Source organism: Pedobacter fastidiosus (assembly GCF_014306625.1).
In the GTDB taxonomy this organism is placed as follows: Bacteria; Bacteroidota; Bacteroidia; order Sphingobacteriales; family Sphingobacteriaceae; genus Pedobacter; species Pedobacter fastidiosus.
Genome location: NZ_JACRYL010000010.1, coordinates 21779 through 46574, shown reverse-complemented (window position 1 = coordinate 46574; position 24796 = coordinate 21779). Strand labels below are relative to the sequence as shown.

The 24796-nt window shown below is 34.4% G+C and carries 22 protein-coding genes and 1 tRNA gene; 7 read left to right on the top strand and 16 right to left on the bottom strand.

Features of this window, described 5'->3' with window-relative positions; genetic code table 11:
* From H7U22_RS12445 to rpsU, 4 genes are all read right to left on the bottom strand, one after another.
* A tRNA-Thr gene (locus H7U22_RS12445) sits at positions 1–71 on the bottom strand.
* A gap of 230 nt (positions 72–301) precedes the next feature.
* Positions 302–649, bottom strand: a complete 348-nt coding sequence (gene hpf / locus H7U22_RS12440) for a ribosome hibernation-promoting factor, HPF/YfiA family (RefSeq protein WP_187071689.1) — start codon at positions 647–649, stop codon at positions 302–304.
* Between the two features lie 14 nt (positions 650–663).
* The gene (locus H7U22_RS12435; RefSeq protein WP_187071688.1) at positions 664–1548 is read right to left on the bottom strand and encodes a tyrosine-type recombinase/integrase; all 885 of its coding nucleotides are present in this window, start codon (positions 1546–1548) and stop codon (positions 664–666) included.
* A gap of 157 nt (positions 1549–1705) precedes the next feature.
* The gene (gene rpsU, locus H7U22_RS12430) at positions 1706–1900 is read right to left on the bottom strand and encodes a 30S ribosomal protein S21 (protein WP_123205457.1); all 195 of its coding nucleotides are present in this window, start codon (positions 1898–1900) and stop codon (positions 1706–1708) included.
* A 225-nt stretch (positions 1901–2125) separates the two neighbouring features.
* On the opposite strand from rpsU, the gene H7U22_RS12425 reads away from it, so the two are divergent.
* Entirely contained in the window at positions 2126–2512 is a 387-nt protein-coding gene (locus tag H7U22_RS12425; protein ID WP_187071687.1) for a hypothetical protein, read from the top strand.
* Between the two features lie 182 nt (positions 2513–2694).
* Here the strand turns inward: H7U22_RS12425 and H7U22_RS12420 are convergent, their stop codons facing one another.
* Both H7U22_RS12420 and H7U22_RS12415 read right to left on the bottom strand, forming a co-directional pair.
* Positions 2695–3846: an acyl-CoA dehydrogenase gene (locus H7U22_RS12420; protein WP_187071686.1), complete on the bottom strand. Its 1152-nt coding sequence runs from the start codon at positions 3844–3846 to the stop codon at positions 2695–2697.
* 243 nt (positions 3847–4089) lie between these two features.
* Positions 4090–4989 carry a ComEA family DNA-binding protein gene (locus H7U22_RS12415; protein WP_187071685.1) on the bottom strand — a complete coding sequence of 300 codons (900 nt, stop codon included), beginning with the start codon at positions 4987–4989 and terminating at the stop codon, positions 4090–4092.
* 97 nt (positions 4990–5086) lie between these two features.
* Here H7U22_RS12415 and H7U22_RS12410 point away from each other — a divergent pair, with 97 nt between their 5' ends.
* The 5 genes from H7U22_RS12410 (at position 5087) to H7U22_RS12390 (ending at position 10245) form a co-directional block, all read left to right on the top strand.
* Positions 5087–6838, top strand: coding sequence for a lysophospholipid acyltransferase family protein (locus tag H7U22_RS12410; protein WP_187071684.1), 1752 nt, complete (start codon positions 5087–5089; stop codon positions 6836–6838).
* 301 nt (positions 6839–7139) lie between these two features.
* The gene (locus H7U22_RS12405) at positions 7140–7349 is read left to right on the top strand and encodes a hypothetical protein (RefSeq protein WP_187071683.1); all 210 of its coding nucleotides are present in this window, start codon (positions 7140–7142) and stop codon (positions 7347–7349) included.
* A 335-nt stretch (positions 7350–7684) separates the two neighbouring features.
* Positions 7685–8512: a lysophospholipid acyltransferase family protein gene (locus tag H7U22_RS12400; protein WP_187071682.1), complete on the top strand. Its 828-nt coding sequence runs from the start codon at positions 7685–7687 to the stop codon at positions 8510–8512.
* 152 nt (positions 8513–8664) lie between these two features.
* The gene (locus tag H7U22_RS12395; protein ID WP_187071681.1) at positions 8665–9831 is read left to right on the top strand and encodes a hypothetical protein; all 1167 of its coding nucleotides are present in this window, start codon (positions 8665–8667) and stop codon (positions 9829–9831) included.
* A gap of 138 nt (positions 9832–9969) precedes the next feature.
* On the top strand, positions 9970–10245 hold the full coding sequence (locus tag H7U22_RS12390) for a hypothetical protein (protein WP_187071680.1): 276 nt from the start codon (positions 9970–9972) through the stop codon (positions 10243–10245).
* Here the strand turns inward: H7U22_RS12390 and H7U22_RS12385 are convergent.
* The gene (locus H7U22_RS12385) at positions 10242–10400 is read right to left on the bottom strand and encodes a hypothetical protein (protein WP_187071679.1); all 159 of its coding nucleotides are present in this window, start codon (positions 10398–10400) and stop codon (positions 10242–10244) included. The genes H7U22_RS12390 and H7U22_RS12385 overlap by 4 nt on opposite strands.
* A 136-nt stretch (positions 10401–10536) precedes the next feature.
* Between H7U22_RS12385 and H7U22_RS12380 the strand changes: the two genes are divergently transcribed.
* A complete protein-coding gene (locus tag H7U22_RS12380) occupies positions 10537–10833 on the top strand; it encodes a hypothetical protein (protein WP_187071678.1) in 297 nt (98 codons plus the stop codon).
* 58 nt (positions 10834–10891) lie between these two features.
* On the opposite strand, the gene H7U22_RS12375 is transcribed toward H7U22_RS12380, so the two are convergent.
* The 9 genes from H7U22_RS12375 to H7U22_RS12335 form a co-directional block, all read right to left on the bottom strand.
* Entirely contained in the window at positions 10892–14134 is a 3243-nt protein-coding gene (locus H7U22_RS12375) for a TonB-dependent receptor (RefSeq protein ID WP_187071677.1), read from the bottom strand.
* Between the two features lie 314 nt (positions 14135–14448).
* Entirely contained in the window at positions 14449–15951 is a 1503-nt protein-coding gene (locus H7U22_RS12370; RefSeq protein WP_187071676.1) for an Ig-like domain repeat protein, read from the bottom strand.
* 38 nt (positions 15952–15989) lie between these two features.
* On the bottom strand, positions 15990–18794 hold the full coding sequence (locus H7U22_RS12365; protein WP_187071675.1) for a TonB-dependent receptor: 2805 nt from the start codon (positions 18792–18794) through the stop codon (positions 15990–15992).
* 111 nt (positions 18795–18905) lie between these two features.
* Positions 18906–19406 carry an Mpo1 family 2-hydroxy fatty acid dioxygenase gene (locus H7U22_RS12360; protein WP_248284740.1) on the bottom strand — a complete coding sequence of 167 codons (501 nt, stop codon included), beginning with the start codon at positions 19404–19406 and terminating at the stop codon, positions 18906–18908.
* A 154-nt stretch (positions 19407–19560) separates the two neighbouring features.
* Positions 19561–21132 (bottom strand): ribonuclease Y, encoded by a 1572-nt coding sequence (gene rny / locus H7U22_RS12355; protein WP_187071673.1) that lies wholly within the window; start codon positions 21130–21132, stop codon positions 19561–19563.
* Positions 21133–21421: 289 nt separating this feature from the next.
* Positions 21422–21712, bottom strand: a complete 291-nt coding sequence (locus tag H7U22_RS12350) for a cell division protein ZapA (RefSeq protein ID WP_187071672.1) — start codon at positions 21710–21712, stop codon at positions 21422–21424.
* A gap of 34 nt (positions 21713–21746) precedes the next feature.
* On the bottom strand, positions 21747–22037 hold the full coding sequence (locus H7U22_RS12345; protein ID WP_187071671.1) for a hypothetical protein: 291 nt from the start codon (positions 22035–22037) through the stop codon (positions 21747–21749).
* A 31-nt stretch (positions 22038–22068) separates the two neighbouring features.
* Positions 22069–24468, bottom strand: coding sequence for a phenylalanine--tRNA ligase subunit beta (pheT, locus tag H7U22_RS12340; RefSeq protein ID WP_187071670.1), 2400 nt, complete (start codon positions 24466–24468; stop codon positions 22069–22071).
* 132 nt (positions 24469–24600) lie between these two features.
* On the bottom strand, positions 24601–24795 hold the full coding sequence (locus tag H7U22_RS12335; protein WP_187071669.1) for a hypothetical protein: 195 nt from the start codon (positions 24793–24795) through the stop codon (positions 24601–24603).
* Position 24796 lies beyond the last annotated feature (1 nt).

Here is a 24796-nt window from a genome sequence, read left to right as displayed (position 1 = left end):
CCTCCTATCGGAATCGAACCAATGACCTACTGATTACAAGTCAGTTGCTCTACCAGCTGAGCTAAGGAGGCTTTTAAATTTTGTGCAATGATACGAAAAATCTTCATTTTTCATATTATTAGCGTGTTTTTTAAAAACTTTAAACTTTTAAAAGAACTAACCTTTTCTTATTGGCATAACGCCGTTTCCGAAAGGGAATGCAAATCTACACAATTATATTTCACTTCAAAATAAATTTGAAAAAAAATAGCGGACATTGCTGTCCGCTACCTCTAAAATTATGTTTTAAACTAATATTTACTTAGTAATCAGTCGCTTCGCTCTCGCTTAAAATTGCTTTATGTTCAATTAATTTTGCACGAGTTTTATCTTTATGCTTAGTGATCTGCTTTCTTAGCGATTCAATTGCCAAATCTGTGGCTTCTTCAAATGATTTACATTGTTCTTTAGCGAACAGGGTTCCACCCGGGACAATGAGTTTTATCTCACTAACCTTATTGGCTTCATCTTCTACATTCTCTAATTTTAAATACACTTCACCGCTAATAATCTGGTCAAAAAACTGATCTAGCTTGTTTGCCTTCTTCTGTATAAAATCTAACAACTTACTGTCTGCACTGAAGTGGATTGATTGAACTCCGATTTTCATTTTTCCTCCTTTTTTTATGCCTTTGGATGGGCTTGTTTATAAATTGTTTTTAATCTTTCGATTGAATTGTGTGTGTAAACCTGGGTGGCCGCTAAACTAGCATGGCCTAAAAGTTCTTTAATTGCATTTAAATCTGCGCCAGCATTAAGTAATGTTGTAGCATAGCTATGGCGCAATACATGCGGGCTTTTTTTATTATTAGTAGATACGTGGTTTAAGTATGATGTTACCACTCGGTATATCAACTTAGGATAAGCCACTGCGCCCATATTTGTAACGATTAATATAGGCAAATTGTTATTAAAGTTTTGCAACTTTTTTAACTCAAGATAGTTATTTACTTGATTGATAAGCTGTTTATTTATAGGGATAATTCTCTCCTTATTCCTTTTACCCAAAACTTTAATTGTTCCTGAATATACATCCACGTCCAGCTCCTTTAATTGGAGCAATTCTGTTAAACGCATCCCCGTTCCAAAAAGAAGTTCTATTATTAAATGATCTCGAACAGAGGAAAAGCTATCATCAAAATAACGATCAGAATCTAGAAGTTGATTCATCTTTTGGTCATCGATAAAAACGGGAAGTCTTTTGGGGATTTTGGGTGCTTTAATTAAAACGGTGGGGTTTTGATCAATTTTTTCTTCTCTTAATAAGAATTTATAAAAACTCCTCAAAGCTGAGATCTTTCTATTAATTGTACTTTCTGATGTTTTCTTTTCCATCAAATCGACCATAAAACTCCGAAGATGGGTATGTTTAATTTCTTGAAAACTTAGTTCGAATGTGGTATTAATATATTCTTCAAACTGATCTAAATCGGTTTGATAAGAGGTTACGGTATGCGGAGAATAGCGCTTCTCGTGAGTTAAATATGTTATAAAACTTTTTAGCAACATTCAATATATTTTGCAAAGGCATTAATATGAAGTTACAAATAGTTTTGATATAAAGAAATCATTAATTAATTGTTTATTGTAAAGATTTCGATTGAGGCAAAAACAAAAAAGCCTTCAGAAAAATCCTGAAGGCTTTAATAAGTATATAGTAAACAACTTATACAGTTGTATCTAAATTCATGTTTTGAATATAAACAGCATGTTTAATTTCAGTACGACGAGCTACGGATTTTTTCTCGTATGCTTGGCGACTACGTAGTTCTCTCAATACACCAGTTTTTTCAAACTTTTTCTTGAAACGTTTTAGGGCTTTATCTAATGATTCGCCGTCTTTAATGTTAATAATGATCATAACGCTGAAATACCTCCTCTCGTGGTTTTTTAATTTCCCGTGTTATCGGGGATGCAAATGTAAGTAAATTATTGAAAATGAGAAAGGTTTTATAAAAGAAATTATTTGGTTGTCATAATCTTTAAACACCTTATATATACAGCATATATTCCCGTAAAATATTTATTCGATCTTGTAATTGTTTTATTCTATTCTTTCCCTACATTTATTTATAACATTAAATTTATGACTAAAGGCAAAAAAGTAATTTCAATCATCTCCGTAATCGTTTTATTAATATTGGTTGGCATCGGCTATTATCGTTATTTCTTTGTTTTTGGAGAAGGCGTGAAAGCTGGAGAATTAAATTACGTAGTAAGGAAAGGATATATATTTAAAACTTATGAAGGTAAATTAATTCAAAGTGGAATTAAATCACGCCAAACTGGAACATTACAAAATAACGAATTTGAATTTTCTATTGCCAATAAAGATATAGCCGATAAAATGATGGCCAACAGCGGGAAATTTTACGAGCTACATTATAAGGAGTATAAAAACACTTTGCCATGGAGAGGCTTTAGTGTGTATGTTGTAGATAGTATTTTAACCTCTAAAGATATACCGCAGTAAGTTGCAAATTAATTGGTTAATTGGTTAATTGGTTAATTGGTTAATTGAAAAACATTCGCTGAAAAAAATTGGTTTTAAAATTTGGCCAAAAAAAATCCGGAGGCGTGGTTACGCCTACCGGATTGCTCATAATATTTATTTGGTTTGTTGTTTCTAATCTGACAAAGCTTTTCTGCTTTGGTCTAATTTAATATTTCTCTAGCGATAACGATCTTCTGTATTTCGGATGTTCCCTCACCTATTGTGCATAATTTACTATCGCGATAGAATTTCTCTACCGGGAAATCTTTTGTGTAACCATAACCACCAAAAATCTGTACGGCTTCTGTTGCAACTCTCACCGAAACTTCTGAGGCAAAATATTTCGCCATTGCCGATTCTTTTGTCATTGGCAAATGCCTATTCTTTAAATCTGCAGCCTGACGAATTAATAACTCAGCCGCTTCAATTTCTGTCGCCATATCTGCCAATTTGAAACTGATTGCCTGAAAGCTTGATATTGGTTGTCCGAATTGCTGACGCTGTTTTGAATAAGCTACAGCAGCATCAAAAGCACCTTTAGCAATCCCCAATGCTAATGCCGCAATAGAAATTCTTCCTCCATCCAATACTTTCATAGCCTGTTTAAAGCCTTCCCCAACATTACCCAAGAGGTTGGCTTTTGGAACACGACAGTTATCAAAAATCATTTCAGTGGTTTCTGAAGCTCGCATTCCTAATTTATTTTCCTTTTTTCCTGCAGTAAAACCTGGCGTTCCTCGTTCTACAACAATTGCAGAAATCCCTTTTGAACTTCCCTGTTCTCCTGTTCTTATCATTACAACGGCAACATCTCCACTTTTGCCATGGGTAATCCAATTTTTTGCCCCATTAATAATGTAATCGTCGCCATCTTCAACAGCGGTTGTCATCATTCTCAAAGCATCCGAACCTGTATTTGCCTCAGTTAAACCCCAAGCGCCAATCCATTCTGCAGATGCCAATTTTGGTAACCATTTTTGCTTTTGTTCTTCTGTTCCGAAAGCCAAGATATGACCCGTACATAAAGAATTATGCGCTGCCAATGATAAACCGATTGAGCCACAAACTCTGGCTACTTCTACAATTACATCAACATATTCCTGATAACCCAAACCTGAGCCACCATATTCTTCGGGAACCAATACGCCCATTAAACCCAACTCTCCCAATTGTTTGAACAATTCTACCGGGAAATGCTGTGCCTCATCCCACTCCATTATATTTGGACGAATGTTTTTCTCTGCAAAATCGCGGACCATGGCCTTTACACTCTGCTGAGTTTCTGTTTCTGAAAAGTTAAAGCTTACGCTCATTAGTTTATATTTTAAGCTAGTTGAGGCAATTATAAACAATTATTTGATAGTTACTTACCATTAAATATTCGTTTAATTGTAGAATGAAATGGTATTTGGTTCAATAAGTTATTCGGTTAATTTTAAACCTTGAAATTGGCAGATGAAAGTTTTTTAATTTTTTTCTGCGTCTTTCGGCAAATAAACAAGGTTGGAGTAGAAAATGCCTGATCCCAACGCTTTCCAGAAAAAAGCTAGCTTCTATTAATAAGAAATGTATGGTGTAATTTTATCAATAATCTGTTGATTAAGGATGACGATCTTTTTTAAATCGGCAGGGCTTGAATAATTGCCGTGTTGTTTTCGATACTGAATTATAGCGCTAATTTGTTTGTAAGATAAATATGGATTAGATTTTAAATCGTTAAAAATCGCCGTATTAATATTTACAGTTTTAAGCTTTATTGGGCTAAGCGAAATTTGATTTTTGATTTCTTCATACTTAACAGAGTCTAAACCATAAACTTCCATTAGTTGTTCTTTTTTATAGAAACCACCCAAGCGCTCACGATATTTTAAAATTCGATTGGCGAAAGCACCTCCAACACCCTTGATTTCATCGAGCTGAGCAGAATCGGCCACGTTAATATCTATAATCGCCAAAGGTTTCTTAACATATTCTCTCTTTTCGAAATTAAAATCTTTTTTCGGATAATTAGATTGCTGATTTTCAATTTGAACGTAAGGCAAAAGCTTTTTGTACATTTCAGGCGAAATGGTGTACATTTTCTGTAAATCTTCCGCTTTATAAAATTTACCACCCTTATTCCTATAGTTAACAATAGAACTGGCTTGCTTTGGGGATAATCCTAAGGTTTGCCAGCCTTCTTCATCAATTTTATTGGGGTCGAATGTAAAAAGTTTACTTGTTTTGCTGGGGCTAGATTCTTCTATCCGATCTCTTGTATAATGAAAATTATTTTGATCCGTTACTTCTATTTTTTGAATTTGTGCTAAAAGGTCAGGGCTATCTTTTTCTAGAGATTTAAAGTGATCGTAAATATAGGGAACGGCTTTAAGTGCTATAATTATAAAGATAAGAAAGAGTAGCCCATTGAACTCGCCTTTACTGAAACCAAAATGTTTGTTAAGCCAAATTCTCATTAATACGATATGACATGTGTATTATAAATATAAATCTTATTTTTGGAATTGCGAAACTCAACGGGCTTTGCAAATCAACAACCTAACAATTATTTATATGAAGATCATTACGACCTCAGAATTTGCTAAGGCGACAAAGATTGATAAACTTGGTGTGCCTGGATTAGCAGGTTTGATGATGGAACTGATGAAATTGAACGACATTAACGATGTTTTCTCTCAAAATCAGCACTTTAAAGGTTTAGAGTTTGTAGATAAAATTTTAGAAACAATTGGCGTTTCAATAGATTTTGACGAGGATGATTTAAATAGTATTCCAAAAACAGGTCCTTTTATAGCCATTGCTAATCACCCTTACGGTGGTGTAGAAGGATTGGCGCTTGTAAAGCTTTTGTGTACAGTTAGACCGGATGCTAAGGTAATGGTTAACTTTATTTTGAAAAAAATCCCCAACCTGGATGAATTTTTCGTCGCTGTAAATCCTTTTGAAAATGTTCAGCATTCATCGAGCATTAGCGGTTTAAAAATGACTTTCGATTTGTTGAGAAGCGGTACACCGATAGGTATTTTTCCTGCTGGTGAGGTTTCTACCTTTAAATTAGATGCGCAACAAGTTACCGATAGAATGTGGCACCCTGTTGTTGGAAAACTAATTGCGAAGGCAAAAGTTCCAGTTGTACCCATTTATTTTCATGGCAATAATGGCGTATTCTTTAACATTTTAAGTTTTATTCACCCAACATTGCGCACTGCTAAATTACCTTCAGAATTTTTGAATAAGCAAGGTTTAACCATAAAAGTTAGGGTTGGCAAGCCGATTTCAATTTCGGAGATTTCGCACATGAACAGCACCAATAAGTTAATGGACTTTTTGCGTGCTCGTACTTATGCTTTGGGAATAGGTTTGGATAAAGAGAAAAAACTTTTTAACCCACTTAACCTATTTAAAATTAAGAAGAAACCTGTTGAAATTATTGAAGAAACACCTCGAACATTAATTAAACAAGAGGTTGAAACTTTAGAAGATTTTAAAGTTTGGACAGAGAAAAATTACGAAGTTTATATTGTACCGACCTTAAAAATACCGAATACGCTAAGGGAAATTGGTCGTTTGCGAGAAATTACTTTCCGTGAGGTTGGCGAAGGCACAAACAAAAAGATAGATTTAGACAATTACGATATTTATTATAATCACTTATTTATTTGGGATAGAGATCTTGAAAATATTGTAGGTGCTTATAGAATTGGCAAAGGAGATGAGATTTTAGAAAGCATGGGCAGACGCGGTTTCTACCTTTCTGAATTGTTTAAAATGAAAGATCAGTTTTACCCAATGTTAAGACAGGGAATAGAGCTTGGCCGATCGTGGATTAGAAAAGAATATCAGGGCAAACCACTTCCACTATTTTTACTGTGGAAAGGAATTTTGAAATACCTAATAGACAATCCACAATACCGTTATATGTTTGGTCCTGTGAGCATTAGCAACAATTTTTCTAAATTCAGTAAAGCGTTGATTGTAGATTACATTACCAAAAACCATTTCGATTATGAGATGGCTAAATATGTAAAACCCAAAAATAAATTCAAGGCAGATCTTTTACCTATTTCTACTGATACTCTGGTAGATAGCAGTGAATCTTTTAAAGATTTGGATAGCATTATTGGAGATATTGAAAATTCGCACATTAAGATTCCTGTATTATTAAGACAATATATGAACCTAAATGCAAAGATTATCTCATTTAATATCGATCCTAAATTCTCTGATTGTTTGGATGGATTTTTAGTGGTAGATACGCATAATATCCCACCAGAAATGCTCGAGAAACTCGGCAAGAACTTGTAATTTTTAAACATAAAAAAACCCAGACATCCATCTGGGTTTTTTATTATCAACTAACCTAAACTTTATAAATACTAACCAAATATTTATACGCAAATATGAGGTTATCATGTTAAATCTGTGTTAGCTAAAAGTTATTAATTCATTGTTTTTATTAGCTTAAAGGCTGTTTTTAGAAAACTAAGAAATTATTTGTAAACCTGTAAAAAAGAGATCATTCCGTAAATTTTCTACTTTTAATTTATAAAATACACCTACCAATTAATTATCTTTAATAAAAAATAAAGACTCAATAATTACTTCTATGATTGGAATACCAGAAATAATTGTAATAGTTCTTGGTTTATTAATATGCTCTATAATAGCATACCTTTATTGGGCTGTAGCAGATTACGGCAGGAATACTTCATTAGGATTTTATGGTTCATTTTTCTTGGCATTATTCACCAGTCCAATTATTGCCTACTTTATTTTATTATTGTTTTTCGAAAGAAATGATTCAGAAGATTACTAAATCAGGGAACATTTTCGTTAGTTCTTTAATCTTTTGCAATGCTTTTGGTTCATTTCCAATTTAACTAAATGTCGTCAAACTAACCCTGTTCTATTAAAGTTCATATTAATGAAATGTTATTTTATGAATCTTCTTTAACCAATTTCCTTAACAATAAGTTGTAATTAAATTACTTGCTTATTAACAATAATCTTTTATCTTTAGATACTCTGTATGAGCTACGACAAACATTTGATTTATGAGAATCGATTGTTTCCCACCTTGTATTTTGCTCAAAATATTTTAATCCCTTAAGCAGGTTGATTTTCATTTAATCAATTTTTGAATTACAATTTATGACAGTCATATCTAAAGAAAATTTTTCTAAGGCAACCGGTATATGTAATGTTCCTATTCCGGGTTTAGCTTCTTTTTTAATGAAGTTTTTAAAAATTAACGACTTTAATGGGATCATAAAAAACGCGAAGGAGTTGGAAGGGCAAGAATTTGCAACGCACTTACTCGAAACATTAGGCGTTCGCATCGAGTTGGATGAAAGAGATTTGATTAACATCCCGAAAGATGGATCTTTTATTGCAATTGCCAATCATCCTTATGGCGCTATAGAATCGCTCGCTTTACTAAGCACTTTAGCCAAACACAGACCAGACACCATGTTTATGGGAAATTTTTTACTGAAGAAAATCCCGAATTTAGAAAAATGCATCATTGCCGTTAATCCTTTCGAAAAGGTTATAGATGCATCAAGCATCAGCGGTTTAAAAACGACATTGAAAGCACTAAAAGATGGAACTCCAGTCGCCATTTTTCCTGCCGGGGAAGTTTCATCCTATAAAATAAAAACAAATCAAATTACCGATAGAGAATGGCATCCGGTAGTTGGGAAAATTATTTCGAAAGCCAACGTGCCAATTTTACCCGTTTACTTTCATGGCAATAACGGTATATTTTTCAGCTTATTAAAGTTGATTCACCCTTCGTTACAAACTGCAAAACTAATCTCAGAACTGTTTAACAAAAAAGGGCATGTTCTTAAAATTAGAATTGGAGAACCAATTTTAGTTAAAGATATAGACTGCAAAAACTGTAACATTTCTTTGCTGAAATATTTGAGAACATCATTATATGGACTTGCTAAAACAAAAAATCCTTTAGCCAATTAATTGCCTACAATGTTAAATTAAAGTTACCTTCTGCCCTTCTTCTTCACATAAAGAAATTGTTGTTTTTATCTTATTTATGGGTAAATTTATTTTAGCCAAATATTTAAGCGTTGATGAGCAGGGGTCGAAAATATTTTTTAAAAACATTTTTTATGATGTGCATTGCTGCAAGTTTTTTTACTGCAAATGCGCAGAACCATTCCTTTGATTTCTATAATGGAACTTTCAATTTCAATATAGACTCTTCATCCTTAATTTCTACTCCAAAAATTGCATCGGCCAATGCAGTATCCAAGTTTTATGATCAGATAAGCTTAAGCAATACCGCTTCAATAATTACTTCACTAAAAGATTATAAAAATAAGTACAATTTAAACGATTGGATTTATTACCAGCTCATTAGAAAAACAGCTGAGCAGATTAGCCCTAAGGCAGATAATTATTTTAGATATACGCTTTACAAATGGTATTTACTTAACAAATGCGGTTACGATGCAAGAATTGCGGTTGGGAACGAACAGATTATTTTTTATGTCCGCAATGATGAAGACATTAGTGATATTCCATTTTTTATGGTTGATGGCAAAAAATATATGTGTTTAAATTATCATGATTATGGAAAATTATTTATGCAGGCTGATACTTACAAACCCATAAAAATCCTTTTTCCTGAAGCAAAAAATCCATTTTCGTACAAAGTGACTAGAATGCCCGATTTTAAGCCAGATAGCTATGAAGAAAAAGATGTAGAGTTTAGTTACCGCCAAAAAATATATCATTTTAAATTGAAAGTAAACGAAAGTGTGCAGACGATATTCCAAAATTATCCCGTGGTTGATTTCGAAACTTACTTTAACATTCCTTTAAGTAGGGAAACTTATAGTTCTCTAATTCCTATTTTGAAGAACAATTTAAAGGGAATGGATCAAAAAAAGGGCGTAGATTATTTAATGAGATTTACACGTTACGCATTTCTTTATGAGAATGATGAACAGAATTTTGGTAAGGAAAAGCGCTTATCGCCAGAGCAAACTTTATTAAATAAGTATAGCGATTGCGACGACAGAGCTGGATTATTCTTTTTTTTGGTAAAGGAAATTTATAATCTCCCGATGATTGCGATCCTCTACCCTACTCATTTAACAATGGCTGTTCAGTTTGAAAAGCCTGTTGGCGAGTACATTATTTACAATGGCCGAAAGTATTCTTTCTGTGAACCCACACCACAAGTTGAAGATTTAAAAATCGGCGAGGTTTCTACAAGCCTTAAAAACATTAAATATGAAGTTGTTTATGCTTATGAGCCTATAAAAAAGTAAATTTCATCGGTTTGAACAGCTTAAAAATCGTGTTAAATTAATGTTACCAAAGTGTTATCTTATCAATAACACGTTCAATCGTAGTGGATAGCGAGTATATTTAACCACTTAATTGAAATTAATTTTAAAACGATCCTTATGTCAGCTGTTATTTATACAATCTTAAAAGAATATTTTGTTGAGATTCATAATCACCCGGTTAAAGCTAGAATTATGTCTCCAATTTCAGATGAAAATGTATTTGTTTTCCAAACCAGTTTATACTATAAAAGTAAAAGCCATTTAGATGCAAACCAACCGGCATCTACTTTTACATCATTTGCAAATGCAGAGAGACACCTACTTCAATATTTGGAAGAGTTTCAAAATACGCTAGATTTAGGTGGAGAAATTGCCCAAGGATCAAACTTTTAGGTACTTTCTTTATCGTCTTTTTCCGGTCCTAATTCAGATTCGATTACATCCTGCTCAAATTTCTTTTCATCTTTCTTATTTCTGAGGATAATGAAAATAATTAATGCTAAAACAATTGCAACAACAATAGCTAGGATTACATAATTTATATTCATAATTTCAGTATTAAAAATAAGACTTTCTTAAACTTACCTTAAATATTCTATATGTTAACTACACACAAGCTTGTTAACACAATCATAATATGGATTTAATTTTACGATAACATATCTTTGAGCACACAAAAGGTATATGAAAAAAAATAAGTCTAAATTAAAAAGCCAATCGGCAAATAAAAAGCAGAAAAAAGAGTTAGAATTAACTTTAACAGAGAAAATCAAAGAGGTGATTGCTCAGTTCGGAAAGGTTAAAAAATCAGAAAAAGCGATTGAAAGATTCTCTAAAAAAATGATCAAAAAGCTTTCTATTGAAATCAATAAAGATGTTGCTCCAATTGCAGAAGAAAAAGCTCCTCAAGTAGAAACCAAAACTAAAGTTACTAAGCCATTGGTTGCTAAAAAGCCAAAGGCTGTGGTTGAAACTAAATAACAAAAAACAAGGAAGCCCTGCTGGTTGAAACTAGCAGGGCTTTTCCTTGTGCTTAATATTAGAAACTGTATCTCAATCCTAATTGCATTTGATATCTTGAGGCGAAGAAATCTTTAGAATAAGAGGTTACATCTTTCTGTGCAAAAGTATAAACTGGATATGCCGTTGGTGTTCCAGCTGTTGCAACTTTTACGCCAACACTAGCCATTGAATTATAGGTATTTGGAGAAAAATACTGAATTCCCCAATCCTTATTAACCAAATTTGTAAGGTTTACAATATCGTAAGTTAATGTAAGCACGTGTGGATGTTTGCCTTTTGCTACCTGAATATCTTGTGAGAAACGGAAATCTGCCTGAACATTCCAAGGTGTACGAGCACCATTACGCTCCGTAAAATCTCCTCGGCGAGTACTTAAATATTTATCTCCGTTAATATAAGCATCAAACGCTGCAGCTTGTGCAATTCCATCTGGTGTATTTGCAAAAAACTTAGTTGTTTCGCCCGCATTTGGAATATACAATAAGCTAACGGTTTGTCCTGTTCCATTGATTCTGGTATTAACTAAACCCAAAGAATATGGAGAACCCGATTGACCGCTGAAGAATAAGGAGAAGTTAGAAACGTATTTTCCGTTTTTAGCCCAATCCAATCTATAGTTGATGGTCGAAATAATACGGTTACGAATATCAAAATTGGAATAAGCAATCCCTGGATTATTTGGGCTCAAAGCTTGATTTAACTGCCAGTTAGATTCCATTGAGTTACGGATTCCGTTTGCAATATCTTTCGATTTTCCATAAGTATAAGCAACCATCACATCCAATCCGATAGGAAGTGATTTGCTAACCTGAGCCGTTAAGCTGTATTTATAGCCCTTATCTGTATTTGATAAAAGGTAAGCATTAGTGTACAAAGGATTAATTTTTGTTCCAGAATAAATTGGTTGTTGTTTCTGTGTATCGTAAATCATGTATTTAGGATTATCCACATAGTTGATTTGCTGAAACTGAACATCCTTAATTACTTGACTGAAAATCCCTTCTAAAGTAAATTTCCATTGATCATCAGTTTTATAATCTAAAGCCAAATTACTTCTCCATGCTTTCGGCATTTTAAAGTTATTATCAACTAAATCTACCTGGGTTGCACCTGATGCATCTTTAACATTTACACCCTGATTGGTTACAAAACCAGCTTCACCATTACCAGTTAAAGCATCTTTAATTGGATCTGAACCCACTGCCGGAACTACTGGAGTTGTACCAGTGTAAGTGTAGCTCTTATCAAAAGCGCCATAATTTACGCCATTATTATAGTAGGCATAACCAATCCAGGCGAAAGGAACACGACTCGTAAATAATCCAGTTCCACCGCGAACAATTAAACTTTGATTGCCAAGTGCATCAAAATTAAATCCTAATCGTGGCGAAATTTGAATTTTGTTTAAGAATTTCCCTGTAATTGATGATGGTTGAGTATACGTATAAGTTGTACCATAATTAGCATCAACAGGAGAATTTGTTGTTTTACTGCTTAAGGTTGGCATATCTGGTAAATTAGCCATATCGAAACGCAATCCCGGTGTTAACTTTAAACGATCGCCAACTCTAATCTCGTCCTGGCCATAAACGCTGTACATATTTACGTTAAATTCTGCCGTTGGATTTGCAATAATATTATCGCGACTGTTATTATCGTAATTGTAACTCGTACGAACTCTGTTAGGTCTGTTGTTTAAAAAATCTGCAACGCTTCCATAGGCAACACGACCGTTCCAAGAGTTTACAAAACCATAATTAATGTTGTAAAACTCGTTGTGTGTACCAAAGGTAAACGTGTGGTTGCCTTTGCTGAAGCTGTAGTTATCTGTAAATTCAAAAGTATTTTGCTTCATATTGAAGATACTGGCCTCACGATCTGTACCTAAAAATAATGTTCCACCATTCGAAGCAATTTCGATTTGTGGCAAAGCCGGATTAGAAGTTGGATCACGGAAATCGTGAACTGTAGAATAACCAATAATTAAATTGTTTGTCGCCGAATTGCCGAAACGAGTTTTTAAATCGAGCACTGTTGATGACTGATTGTTGTTTTGTTTAAAATCAATGCCACCAAATCTAAAGTTAGATTGATCTCTTTCTAAATTTGTAGCTTTTGAAATAATCGTATTGTTTCTAATCGTTAATTGATTATTCTCGTTGATGTTCCAATCTAAACGATTAAAGAATTTATTAGATTGAGAATAAATGTTGTAATTATCAAATGAGCCAGCATCGATGCCATAAGCTGTTTTCATACGATCTGAAATCTGTTGAGCCTCAGTTAAGGTAAGTAATTTCATATCAGAAGAACCAGCTCCCAAAATTACGGGATCTTGACGACGGGTAATTTCCTCATTGGTGAAAAAGAATAGTTTATCCTTTATAATTGGGAAACCAACACGGAAACCTGTTTGGTAATCGTGAAATGCAGATGGTTCTTTAGAGTTATCACCAATTTTATTTCTACCGATTAAGGCAGCATTACGGCCATAACCATAAACTGAACCCGTTACATCATTAGTACCGCCACGAGTTACCGCATTAATACTTCCACCCAAAAAGTTACCTACCTTAACATCATAAGGAGAAAGTAAAACGGTTACATCCTGGATTGCGTCTAAAGATACCGGATTGGTACGTGTACTACTTCCGGGCATACCGGAACTTCCACTTTGACCACCTAGTGATGGACTAAAGCCAATTGCATCGTTATTAATTGCACCATCAATCGTTACGTTATTGTATCTAAAGTTGGTTCCACCGAAGGTATTGTCTTTACTTCCTTGAGGCGTAACACGAGTTACATCCTGCAAACTGCGATTCATGGTTGGCAAAGTTTTAATCTGACCTTCGCCAATACTTGTACCTGCACCAGATTTTGTTCCACCTTTTTGGCCTTTAACACTTACCTCCGCCAGTTGGTTACCTTGTTCTTTTATATCGATATCCAGTTTTTGATCTGAACCAAGAGTTAAATAGATGTTTTCTTTAACAATTGGACTGTAACCAACATAGGTTACGGTAATTTTGTATGGTCCGCCAGGATTTAAGTTTCCTATACGGTAAAGACCTGTTTCATTTGATGATGCTTTGGATACAGTACCTGTTGGAACATGCACCATAACAATGGTTGCACCAGGAATAATGCCTTTTTCATCCTTTATTTTTCCATTGATACTAGATGTGGTTACCTGAGCCTGAACTGTGGTAATCAGTAACACTAAAATACTAAATAGGGATAGTACGCGTGATTTCATTTTAAGTTGTTTTATTTTGATACAAAACAACAGCCTTAATGTTAATTCAATATTAACAGTAAATTAAGTTTAACTATATTTTAACAAAAAAGACATAAAGAGAAAACATTGAGAATATAGCATCTTAACACCCGTTTTGGATGACCAGAAATAATGCTTACAGATTCTCCAAAGATGCTTTTGAAACATGAAGATTTGATGAAGATTTAAAATCATTAAACAAGAAAAAGCTAGAGATGCTCTAGCTTTCCAAAATTTTATCCAAAAAAAAACCGGAATTTACATTCCGGCTTAATATTATTTAGAGATTTCTTCTAATAAACATTTTGCTGTGGAGTAAAACTTGCCCAACCTGTAGTCCAATCTGTAGTACCAAATGCACCACGATAAGTAACAGTTTCGAAACCAGTTAAACCTGTAAAGCTTGCGCCAGAAAGTAATATTGATCCTGTGTTTGGTACCAATTTAGGTGTTGACCCTACATCAAATATAGAACCATCGATACCGATATCCTGCCATTTTGGATAAACCTGATTACCAAAAGCAGCAGTTTTAAACCAAACATCTACAGCTTCTGCACCAACATTACCTGTTCCTTTAATTTCTACACCAATTGGATTTGGAAATGCAGGCGTGCTTCCTGTTCCGTAACCGTTAGTTCCCCAACCATCTACACCGGCAAGAACGTTATTTTTCAAAACCAATTCTCCTGCAGCTGCATTAGCCAAAGTTACTGCTCCATCGATAAATAATCCGTTTGGATAAGCGGTAAATACTGAGTTATAAATTTTAATTTTATTGCTTCTTCTCAAGTGCATTGCATTTTGAAATTGAACAGAAACAGTTTTGTTTTTATCTTTCTTAGGACCGATGATGGTAACGTTTGAAAACTGAGGAGCAGTAAAAGGTGTATTTGTTGTACCATTTCCATCATTATCAACTTCGAAGCCATTCGATCCTGATTGATCTGCAGAGTTTGCATCACGGATCCCGATCGCGAATTGAACTGTTCCGCGGAAACCAAAATCAACATCAAAATCATCATCCAAACCACGATAAGCAATTAAGTGTTTAGCATTTACAGTACCACCGAACCATTCGAAAGCATCATCCAAACCATAAGAACATTGAACATAATCTATAACGGTTCCACTTCCTACCGAACCCATGGTTAAAGAGTTAACTTCTTGATTAGGATTAATTGGGGTACCAGCATAATCAATTCTAACATATTTAAGTACGCCAGAATTATCTGCATCATTTGTACCACCATGCCATCCATCATAACCACCTTCTAATTGTGCTTCGCCACCAACTTGGTTGTTTACAGCTTTACCACACAATACAACACCACCCCAATCTCCAGGCTCACGGAAACCAGCAGCTCTTTCTGATGTGAAAATAATTGGTGCAGAAGCTGTACCCTCAGCGATAATTTTATTACCACGTTGAACAACCAAAGTGCCCTGAGTTTCTCTATCACCAATAATTACTGTACCTGCTTCAATTTCTAAAGTTACTCCTTCTACCGCAGCTAATCCTCCTGTGTTTTTTGGATCTCTACCTACTCTAACAAATCCATTTAAACGGTAAATATTTCCTTTAGTCCATTTGGTATTGGCTGTAATACTTCCAGCAGCAACTTCTACAATAGGTTTTGTAGGTGTAGTAGTTGGAGGTGTAACTGTTCCGCCAGCTTCGATATATTCGATAACTGTTGTTTTTTTACATGAGGTAACAATTAATGTTCCCGCTAAAATTACAGTCATGATTTTGAATGATACAGAACCAAATTTTAGATTGTAAAGCTTTTGCATGTTCATATTTTTTTTATTTAGATTTTGCATTTTTTGATTTAAAATAATTTGTATGATAAGGTTAGGCCGATTTGGCGACCGCTTTTAAATTGAGAAAAGATTTGATCCGTATTTCTGTCAAAATTACCATCGCCATTTCCATCCTGTAGAAGCGTAGTATTTTGATTTAACAGATCGTTAAAGTTTGCCTTTAAGGAGATTTTGTTTGAGAAAGTTTTAGTGATCACTAGATCGATTACACTTTTAGGCATTTCATAAATATCTGGCACATCAACCGTTCCAACGTACGCAATTCGTTTACCTGCAACATTATACAATAGATTTACCTGAATTTTCGATTTTACATTATTATAAAAAACTGCTGCATTAACGATATAAGGAGATTGCCCCTGCATTGGCCTGTTATCTGATTGCCCTGTAGTATTGTCGCGGAGTTTAACTTTACTGTTAATGTAAGAAGCATTAATTAATAAGGTTAAATCGTTTAAGAATTTGGAACCGGTTAAACCAGCCAATGTTTTACGCAACTCTAGCTCAACCCCCAAGTTTTTAACAGATTCCGCATTTTGAAAACTGAAAGATTTAGCTCCAGTTCCCGGAACAATAGTCGTTTCTATTGCGTTGGTGAAATATTTGTAAAAAGTTGATACACTTATTAACTCTGAAGTGGTAGGATAAAATTCATACTTCAAATCATAATTATCGATTTTTGCAGTTTGTAAACCTTGATTTCCAGTATTTGTTAAGTTTAAATCGAAATCATAAAAAGTAAAAGGAGCCAATTCTCTAAACTCTGGACGGTTTAAAGTTTTTCCATAAGCCAAGCGAAATAACGATTTTTCACTTATGTTGTAGGATAAATTTGCAGACGGCAATACTCTGGTAATATCGTTAGCCAAATTAATCGGGCCAACATCATCTGCACTGTTTAGTTTCTGTAAATTATTTTCAACACGTACACCTGCAACCAATGTTAACTTATCCTTATAGGGTAAAATGAAATTGGCATAACCTGCAAATAACCTATTAGATGCATCATAGTTATCGCTCGGCTTTGATTTCTCATCAAGCTTAATACCATTTGTTAGATTAATATTTTCCCATTGGAAAAGTTGATCAATAGTCCCATTAAGCAAATTTGTATCAAACAAAGATGAATTTGCCCTAACGTAACCAATGTTTCGAGAATTAAATGTTCTTTGTTTATCTTCATAATACCCGCCAACTTTAACACTCGGTTTAAACGTTTCCGATTTAGGATTTAAATTCTGTTCAACGTTAAAAGCTCCAGTTTTTGCATTTTCATCCATTCTAGAATAAAAACGACCCAAAAATTCTGGTTGCGCACCACCTATTGGTACAAATAAGCTATAAGCCCCGTTGCCAGTAGCATCAGTTCTGTATCGCTTATAATCTGGTTGATCTCTATAAGATTTACTATAACCTAGAACCCAATCAAATTTGGTATTTTCGTTATTAAATTTATGTGTTCCAGTTAATTGACCAGAGTAAATCCCTCTATATAAAACGCTAGATGCATAATTAGAGTAATTAGCTTGATCTTCGCTACCGATTCTGTTGATATATTGAGAAGTACTTAACTGATTGTAAAGATTTTTAAACTCGAAAGTGTTGTTGTTATCTAATTTAAAAGCCCAGTTGTGCACAATTCCTAAACGCACATTGTAATTGTACTGATCATCATTATAGTTATAAACTTCTCTAGCAGATTGTGAAACAGGATCATACTTATCATAATTACCTCTAAAAACTGCATTATGCGTTTTGCTATTACTATAACTGATGGCCGTAATATTACCCAATAACTTGTTATTGATATTAAAGCGCTTACTTCCGTAAATATTTAGTTTCTGATCAACATTGGCGATATTGGTAACCGGCTGCCAATTATTGTTGAATGAATGACCGGCAGCATTTAACCTACTATCGGTTATACCTTTAAGTGTTGAAGGGAAATTAACAGCAAGATCATTGTCTCCACTATTAAATCCCGTAAAATATAAATCGCCAGATGATGGGCGTTTAAAATCTTTAAAGCTTGCGTTTTCACGATAATTTACACCATAATCTATGGTTAACTTATCCTCATCTGGTACGCTTTTTAAAAAAACCTTAACTACACCACCTGCAAAATCTGCTGGTAAATCTGCCGAAGGACTTTTATAAACCAAAACACGATCAATTTGGTTACTAGGAATTAAATCGAAAGAGAAAGACCGAACATCTGTTTCCAAACTAGGGGCAACAACATTGTTAAGTAAAACACTACTATAACGTTCTGATAACCCACGAATGTTGATGAAACGATTATCTACAATGGTAATACCAGGCACACGTTTAACCACTTGGGCTGCATCCGAATCTCCCGATCTTTGGATCGTTTGACTAGAAACTCCATTTGCAATAGATTGAGATTTTTTAAGTTCTCCCAAAAGCGAGGCCTCGGTTCCAGTTAATCTCTTGCCAGATACTACAACATCATTAAGCGTAGATTGGTCATCTTCCATAACCACATCAACAGTTGTTACTTTGCCTGCGGTTACTTTTACATTTGGTATGGTTTGCTTTTTAAATGAAATAAAAGAATATACAACCTTATAAGTACCTGCTTTTACAGTGTTTAAGGTGTAATTTCCCTCGGCATCACTCGTTGTTCCGATGGAAGTTCCCTCGATAAGTACCGATAAGCCCACCAGGGTTTGTCCTGTTGTTTTGTCGGTTATTTTACCGGAGATTTTCCCCGTTTGAGCATAAGAATATATGCTAATAGAAAGAGTTAGCACAGTAAGCGCCACTCTTTTAATAGTGTTTAGTAAATCCAATTTTGCCTTTATTTGATGCAGGCAAAGCTATTACCAGAGTATTAACTACAGGTTAGGTGTTAATTAATTTTAAAACACCTTAAGGTTAATACTATGTTAATGGATTAAGGTTTAATATTTTATTCCCGCTTTCTGGCAGATGAAGTGCAATAGCCAGATCGGACCTATTAACAGGAATTTAACATCATCTAAAAACGATGGTTTTTTACCTTCTATTTTATGACCGATAAATTGACCAATCCAAGCCAGTACGAAAATGATTAATGAAACTTGCCATAAAGCAGGTCCACCAACTTTTTCCCACGATTCGATTGATACAATCCCCCAACTCATTAAAAAAACCAATAACAACATCATATATGATAATACAGGAGAAAGTCGATAATAATAATAAATAGAAAACGCGATAAGAAAAGAAGCCCAGTTTACGAAGCCATTATATCTTCCAAGAAAATCAAAATGTGGAAAAGGGATAGACCAAACTAAGCCCAACAAACTAAAGATAATTAATGGTACACAAATCCAATGGATTGCTTCATTGGTTTGGTTGTTATGGCTTTCCTGGTATTTATCAAAATAAATATCTACAGGACGTTTGATTTCAGTTTTCATTTTTTGATTGCTCATCTACTGTAAAAATAAAAAAAGCGATGGAATATCCATCGCTTTTAATTTTGTTTATCACAATCGTCATGCTGATCCGATAGTCATCGGATTTAATTCAGCACCTTTTTAAGACTCTGAAACGTTCAGATTGACGGAAAACTTATTTAGCAAAAGCTACAGAACGAGTTTCTCTAATTACCGTAACTTTAATTTGACCTGGATAAGTCATTTCGGTTTGAATCCGAGTTGAAATATCTGCAGCAAGTAATTCTGCCTGAGCATCAGTAATGCGTTCACTTTCTACAATTACACGCAATTCTCTACCTGCCTGAATGGCAAAAGTTTTTTCAACACCAGGATAAGAAAGTGCTAACTCTTCCAAATCTTTTAAACGCTTAATATAACTTTCTACAACCTCACGACGAGCACCTGGGCGAGCACCAGAAATTGCATCACAAGCCTGAATAATTGGAGAAATCATTGATGTCATTTCGATTTCATCGTGGTGAGCTCCAATTGCATTACAAATTTCAGGATGTTCTTTATATTTTTCTGCCAACTGCATTCCTAAAATTGCGTGAGGCAATTCTGGATTATCATCGGGCACTTTACCTATATCATGTAATAAACCTGCACGTTTAGCCATCTTCGCATTTAAGCCTAATTCTGCAGCCATTGTAGCACAGAAATTGGCAACCTCACGCGAGTGATGCAAAAGATTCTGTCCATAAGATGAACGGTAACGCATACGGCCAACCATACGAATTAACTCTGGATGCAAACCATGAATGCCTAAATCGATCACCGTACGCTCACCAATTTCTACAATTTCATCTTCAATTTGCTTTTTCGTTTTAGCTACAACCTCTTCAATACGAGCTGGGTGAATACGACCATCTGTTACCAAGCGGTGTAAAGCCAAACGGGCAATCTCTCTTCTTACCGGATCGAAACCAGATAAAATAATTGCCTCTGGAGTATCGTCAACAATAATTTCAATTCCAGTTGCTGCTTCTAAAGCACGAATATTTCTACCTTCTCTACCAATCACACGACCTTTAATCTCATCGCTTTCGATGTGAAATATAGATACTGAGTTTTCTATCGCTGCTTCTGTAGCGGTACGTTGGATGGTTTGAATAACAACTTTCTTAGCTTCTTTACTTGCCGTTAGTTTTGCTTCATCTACAATATCCTTAATCTGGATCATTGCCTGCGTCCGAGCAACTTCTTTTAGGTTTTCAACCAATTGGTTCTTAGCTTCTTCTGCAGATAAACCCGCAATAGATTCCAGCTGAGACAAATGTTGATTTTTAAGCACCTCAACTTCTTCTTGCTTTTTAACAGCAATTTCAGTTTGTTTCTCTAAAAGCGATTTTTGCTTATCTAAATCTTGTTCTTTTTTATTGAAGTTTTCCATGCGTTGATTAACAGATTGTTCTTTCTGTTTCATCGTGTTTTCACGCTGGTTGATGTTGTTATTTTTAGCATTTACTTCTTGTTCATGCTCTGCTTTCATCTGCAAAAATTTCTCTTTTGCTTCTAAAAGTTTGTTCTTTTTTAAAATCTCAGCGTTGTTCTCTGCGTCTTTTAAAATCTTCTTCACTTTGTTTTGAGCAGCAACTTCTTGTTGCTTAAGCAAGTTACGCAGGAGGAATCTTCCTACCACTACTCCGATAGCTAAACCTGCTATTACGGCAAATACGTATCCTAATATTTCAACTATTTCCATTTTGTTTTTTAAGTAAAAAAAAACCGCAACTAATTTTTTTAAGTCTCATACATTTTAAACCTCAACTAAGCATAATTAGGGTTTAAGCCATTTTCAGGTGCCATAGCAGATGAAATACGCCCTCTTAACCCTATAGATATTGAAGTGTTAAGTTTTATAAAATTTGAAACTCAAAAAACTAGCTGCGGCTATATTTTTGTGCTAATGTTGTATTGTCTTCATTATAATTAAGCGGGATAAATTCATCCGGCGTAAATAATTATTAGACAAAAAATATAAAGAACGTACCTTATTTTGTAAAGAAATCGTTTAATAAAACATCCAATTCTTCAACTTTATCAGCAACGGCAGAATCTTGGTTTTGCACTTTATTTTCCGTTCTTAATACGGCCGTTGCATAGTGCAATACTGCCATAGAAAGTAGATCCTGTTTATCTCTAACCGCATAATTTTCTTGGTAGTCTTTTATGCGCTCATTGATCATTTTTGCTGCCCGTCTCACAATTTCTTCCTCTTCCATATTAACCTTTAATGGGTAAATACGGTCGGAAATGGTTATTTTAATCGAGATTTCTCCCATTTGTTTAGCTTAGTTTCTGATTCTTTTGCATTACTTATTTCTTAAGCATTGCAATACTCTTATCAATCTCCCGCACAAAATCGTTAATTTTTTGTTTAATGTCAATAGACTTTTCACTTGTTCCTTCAATACTTTTAGCCAATTTTGTAACCCTTAGTTTTTCATCTAATTCTACATTTTTGCCTTTCGCAGTATCAAGCGCAACTTTTAACGATTGATTTTCAAGCTTTAATAAATCATTTTCTTCTTGTAAAGCATTACATAACTCAATTACTTGAGCCGTTTTTTGTATTACCTTATCTAATTGATCTGCAACAGAAGTCATGAATTTATTTCTAAAAATACGAATTTATATTTTATTTCCTAATTTCTGCCCCTGCTTGTTGGGTTAAATTGGTTATTAATTTCTGCATGGTTTGCTCAATCTGCTTATCTGTAAGGGTTTGCTCCTCATCTTGTAGAATGAAGTTTAACGCATAAGATTTTTTACCCTCTGGCAATTTGTCTCCAACGTAAACATCAAACACGCCAACTTCTTTAATCAGCTTTTTATCGGTTTTAAAAGCAATTCCTTTTAAGGTATCAAAAGTTACGTTTTGATCGATCAATAAAGAAAGATCGCGACGTACCTGCGGATATCTAGAAACCTCTTTATTTATAATTTTATTCTTCTTAACGATATCCAACAATCCTGCCCAATCAAAATCAGCATAAAAAACTTCAGCATTAACATCAGCCAATTTACGATCTGCTTTCGTAGCCGCTCCAAAGCTTACCAATGTTTTATCTCCACGGAAATATTTTATTCCATAAGCGAAATTTTCATCGCTTAAAGTATCCGTTTGATAACTTGAAATACCCAAACGAGTAATTATGGCATCAACCGCAGATTTCAAATTATAAAAACTCGCAGATTTAGAATTCTGATTCCATTGCTCGCTTTGTTTTGCACCAGAAATAACCAAAAGTAATCTTGGTCGCTCTACATACTTCCCGTTAATTAAATGATATGTTTTTCCATATTCATAAAACTTAACATCAGCATTTTTACGATTTTGATTATACGCCACACTCTCCAAAGCTGGCATTAGCATGCTTTGGCGCATTACATTTAAATCGCTACTTAAAGGATTTAAAATCCGAACGGCTTCATCTAGATTTTTAGAATAAGCCATCTTGGTTAAGGAATTGCACCAAATTTCCGCATAACCATTGGCGGTTAACATATCCGCAATTACGTTTTGGGTATTTTCCTTTTCAGGCTTAATACTGTAAGAAAGTGACGCATTTACTTTAGCCGGAATCTCGATATTATTGTATCCATAAATCCGTAAAACCTCTTCAGTAATGTCACATTCGCGAGTTACATCTACTTTATAAGCTGGAACCTTTAAAGATAAACCTTCAGCTCTTTCTGCTGTTGCCTCAATGCCTAAAGCTAAAATAATTTCTTTTATCTCTTTTGCAGGAATATCCGCACCTATTAATTTGGTAATCCCATTATAAGTTACATCAAACTCAAATGGCTTAATCGGATTTGGATAAATATCAGAAACTGATGAAGAAATTTCTCCACCTGCCAATTCCTTAATCAACAGTGCTGCATATTTTAAAGCAACCACTGTAATTTCTGGATCGGTACCACGTTCAAAACGGAACGAAGCATCGGTTTTTAATCCGTGTCTTTTCGAAGTTTTCCGTACCGAAACCGAATTAAAATAAGCACTTTCTAGAAATATATTTTTGGTTTCTGCAGATACGCCAGAAGTTTTACCTCCGAAAACACCTGCAATACACATTGGCGCTTCAGTATTGCAGATCATTAAATCTTCTGCACTCAGCTTACGCTCTACATCATCAAGCGTTAAAAATGGAGTGCCTTCTGCAACTTTCTTAACAATTACCTGCCCGCCAACAATTTTATCAGCATCAAAAGCATGCAACGGCTGACCGAAACCGTGAAGAACATAATTTGTAACATCAACAATATTATTAATTGGGCGTAAGCCAATTACCTTCAATTTATCTTTTAACCAATCTGGAGATTCAGCAACGGTAACACCAGAAATTGTTAAGCTACTGTAACGTGGGCAAGCCTCTAAATCTTCAACCTTAACAGGAATAACCAAATTTTCGTTGTCTATTTTAAAAGCTGAAAGATCTGGCATTTCATATTTACTGCGGAAATATCCAGCCAAATCTCTAGCAACGCCTAAATGCGAAGCTGCATCAGCACGGTTTGGTGTTAGTCCAATTTCGAAAACAAAATCATCTTCCATTTTGAAATGCTCCTTAGCCAAAATACCAACCTGAGTATCTTCAGCCAAAATCATAATTCCATCGTGAGATTTTCCCAAACCAATTTCATCCTCTGCACAGATCATCCCTTGAGAAACTTCTCCCCTAATTTTTGATTCCTTAATTTTAAAAGGTTCACCCTCTAAAGGATAAACGGTTGTGCCAACTGTAGCAACCACAACTTTTTGACCGGCACCTACATTTGGTGCGCCACAAACAATTTGAAGATTTTCTGTTCCGCCAACATTTACGGTTGTTACTCGTAAGCGATCGGCATTGGGATGTTGTACACAGGTTAAAACTTCGCCAATTACTAAGCCTTCCAAACCACCAATAACGGGCTGAACTTGATCTACACTTTCTACTTCTAAACCAACATTGGTCAGAATTAACGAAAGTTCTGAAGGGGTTTTATCTATCTGTACGAATTGTTTTAACCAGTTATATGATATTTTCATTGTTAAAGTATCAAGTAATGAGTATTGTGTATCGAGATAATCTCGACAAATACTCAAATTTTATAAAATGCAAAGATATTATTAAAACCGCAAAGCAGGAAGCTTAACGAACAATCTTAATGAATAAATTAACTAATGACCAATATGAAGATTTGAAAGGATAACGGCACATGCTCCAGCACCGATTACAAGCATAACCACAGAGATGATAACTAAATTTAAACCAGGCTTTAAAGGTTTATTATTTGCTGCCTTAATGATAATTTGAATAATTCCGACTACAAACAATATTGCAACGATAATCCAATATAAAATAAAAATTTCCATA

Coding starts and splice junctions, on each gene's coding strand:
- hpf (WP_187071689.1), bottom strand. CDS start 649: ATGAAAATCGGAGTTCAATCAATCCACTTCAGTGCAGACAGTAAGTTG.
- H7U22_RS12435 (WP_187071688.1), bottom strand. CDS start 1,548: ATGTTGCTAAAAAGTTTTATAACATATTTAACTCACGAGAAGCGCTAT.
- rpsU (WP_123205457.1), bottom strand. CDS start 1,900: ATGATCATTATTAACATTAAAGACGGCGAATCATTAGATAAAGCCCTA.
- H7U22_RS12425 (WP_187071687.1), top strand. CDS start 2,126: ATGACTAAAGGCAAAAAAGTAATTTCAATCATCTCCGTAATCGTTTTA.
- H7U22_RS12420 (WP_187071686.1), bottom strand. CDS start 3,846: ATGAGCGTAAGCTTTAACTTTTCAGAAACAGAAACTCAGCAGAGTGTA.
- H7U22_RS12415 (WP_187071685.1), bottom strand. CDS start 4,989: ATGAGAATTTGGCTTAACAAACATTTTGGTTTCAGTAAAGGCGAGTTC.
- H7U22_RS12410 (WP_187071684.1), top strand. CDS start 5,087: ATGAAGATCATTACGACCTCAGAATTTGCTAAGGCGACAAAGATTGAT.
- H7U22_RS12405 (WP_187071683.1), top strand. CDS start 7,140: ATGATTGGAATACCAGAAATAATTGTAATAGTTCTTGGTTTATTAATA.
- H7U22_RS12400 (WP_187071682.1), top strand. CDS start 7,685: ATGACAGTCATATCTAAAGAAAATTTTTCTAAGGCAACCGGTATATGT.
- H7U22_RS12395 (WP_187071681.1), top strand. CDS start 8,665: ATGATGTGCATTGCTGCAAGTTTTTTTACTGCAAATGCGCAGAACCAT.
- H7U22_RS12390 (WP_187071680.1), top strand. CDS start 9,970: ATGTCAGCTGTTATTTATACAATCTTAAAAGAATATTTTGTTGAGATT.
- H7U22_RS12385 (WP_187071679.1), bottom strand. CDS start 10,400: ATGAATATAAATTATGTAATCCTAGCTATTGTTGTTGCAATTGTTTTA.
- H7U22_RS12380 (WP_187071678.1), top strand. CDS start 10,537: ATGAAAAAAAATAAGTCTAAATTAAAAAGCCAATCGGCAAATAAAAAG.
- H7U22_RS12375 (WP_187071677.1), bottom strand. CDS start 14,134: ATGAAATCACGCGTACTATCCCTATTTAGTATTTTAGTGTTACTGATT.
- H7U22_RS12370 (WP_187071676.1), bottom strand. CDS start 15,951: ATGCAAAAGCTTTACAATCTAAAATTTGGTTCTGTATCATTCAAAATC.
- H7U22_RS12360 (WP_248284740.1), bottom strand. CDS start 19,406: ATGAAAACTGAAATCAAACGTCCTGTAGATATTTATTTTGATAAATAC.
- rny (WP_187071673.1), bottom strand. CDS start 21,132: ATGGAAATAGTTGAAATATTAGGATACGTATTTGCCGTAATAGCAGGT.
- H7U22_RS12350 (WP_187071672.1), bottom strand. CDS start 21,712: ATGGGAGAAATCTCGATTAAAATAACCATTTCCGACCGTATTTACCCA.
- H7U22_RS12345 (WP_187071671.1), bottom strand. CDS start 22,037: ATGACTTCTGTTGCAGATCAATTAGATAAGGTAATACAAAAAACGGCT.
- pheT (WP_187071670.1), bottom strand. CDS start 24,468: ATGAAAATATCATATAACTGGTTAAAACAATTCGTACAGATAGATAAA.
- H7U22_RS12335 (WP_187071669.1), bottom strand. CDS start 24,795: ATGGAAATTTTTATTTTATATTGGATTATCGTTGCAATATTGTTTGTA.